This is a genomic window from Komagataeibacter kakiaceti JCM 25156, assembly GCF_000613305.1.
Genome location: NZ_BAIO01000583.1, coordinates 1 through 1,315, shown reverse-complemented (window position 1 = coordinate 1,315; position 1,315 = coordinate 1). Strand labels below are relative to the sequence as shown.

General features: G+C 67.5%; 2 protein-coding genes. One reads left to right on the top strand and one right to left on the bottom strand.

Annotation, left to right across the window (positions count from 1 at the left end; all coding sequences use genetic code 11):
* Window positions 1–810 (top strand): tRNA pseudouridine(38-40) synthase TruA (gene truA, locus JCM25156_RS16830; protein ID WP_025814051.1); only part of this gene is annotated, 810 nt, incomplete at its 5' end.
* A gap of 55 nt (window positions 811–865) precedes the next feature.
* Here truA and JCM25156_RS16825 read toward each other — a convergent pair.
* Window positions 866–1,315 (bottom strand): hypothetical protein (locus tag JCM25156_RS16825; RefSeq protein WP_025814049.1); only part of this gene is annotated, 450 nt, incomplete at its 5' end.

Genomic DNA, 1,315 nt, shown 5'->3' with positions numbered 1-1,315 from the left:
CCCGCCCCCCGGCCGGGTGACGCCGCGCCGCCTTCCGTCTGCCGGTGGGCCGTGCTGCTGGAATATGATGGCCGGGACTTCATCGGCTGGCAGCGTCAACCGGTGGACGATCTCATATCCATACAGGGCCTGCTGGAAGGGGCCGCGTGCAAGCTGACAGCGGGGCGCAGGGTGCCCAGCATCACCGCCGGGCGAACCGATGCGGGGGTGCACGCCAGCGGACAGGTCGCGCATCTGGACTTTCCCGCCGATGTCACGCTGTCCAGCGCGACGGTGCGCGATGGCCTGAATTTCTACATGAAGCCGCACCCGGTGGTCATCATCATGGCGCGCCCGGTCCTGCCGCACTGGAATGCCCGCTTTTCCGCCAACGCGCGCGCCTATCGCTACCGCATTCTCAACCGCGCGGCGCGCCCCGCGCTGGATGAAGGGCGCGTCTGGCATGTCAAATCACCGCTGGATGTGAGCCTGATGCGGCAGGCCGCCCTGTCGCTGACGGGACGGCATGATTTCACGTCCTTCCGCGCCACGGCCTGTCAGGCCCGCAGCCCCGTGCGCACGATCGACCGGCTCGATGTACGGCGTGAGGGCGAATATGTCGTGATTGAAACCCGCGCCCGCTCCTTCCTGCACCATCAGGTCCGCAACATGACGGGCACGCTGAAGCTGGTGGGAGAAGGCCGGTGGGAACCGGAACGTGTCGAACAGGCCCTGGCCGCGCGTGACCGCCGGGCCGCTGGCCCCACCGCGCCACCGGACGGGCTGTGCCTGACGGAAGTGGGGTACGAGGATAACCCCTTTACCCGTTAAGGGGCGGCCCCCGGAAACATTTACCCTTCCCCGCTTCCATCCTGCCGGGCTGGACTCAGTGGGCGGCGCTACCCTGCTGCATGAGCAGCGGGTACAGGAATTCATGCCATGCCCGCTGATCGGGTGAGAACAGCGCCGTGACGGCGGCCAGCAGGCCAAGGCTGCCGATAATGGCCAGCACCAGCACCACGGCCTGACCCCGCCGCAGCAGCAGGCCCACGCGCGCCACATACCATGTCAGCCACAGGCTGTAGGTGAACTCAGCGCCATTCAGGATCAGTTCACCCGTGGGCGATTCCAGCAGACGGGGGGAAGCCAGCGCCATGAGCAGCGCCACCACCAGCCCCACAAGCAACGTGACCCAGTCCGTCCACCATGCGGCCGTGATATAGCGCAGCCACAGTCCCTCCCGCTTCCAGCGACGCGCCAGCGCGTGCGTCACCACCGCGGGCAGCAGGATAAGGCACAGGGCGAACAGCACCTTGACCCCGCTGATGGCCTGCGG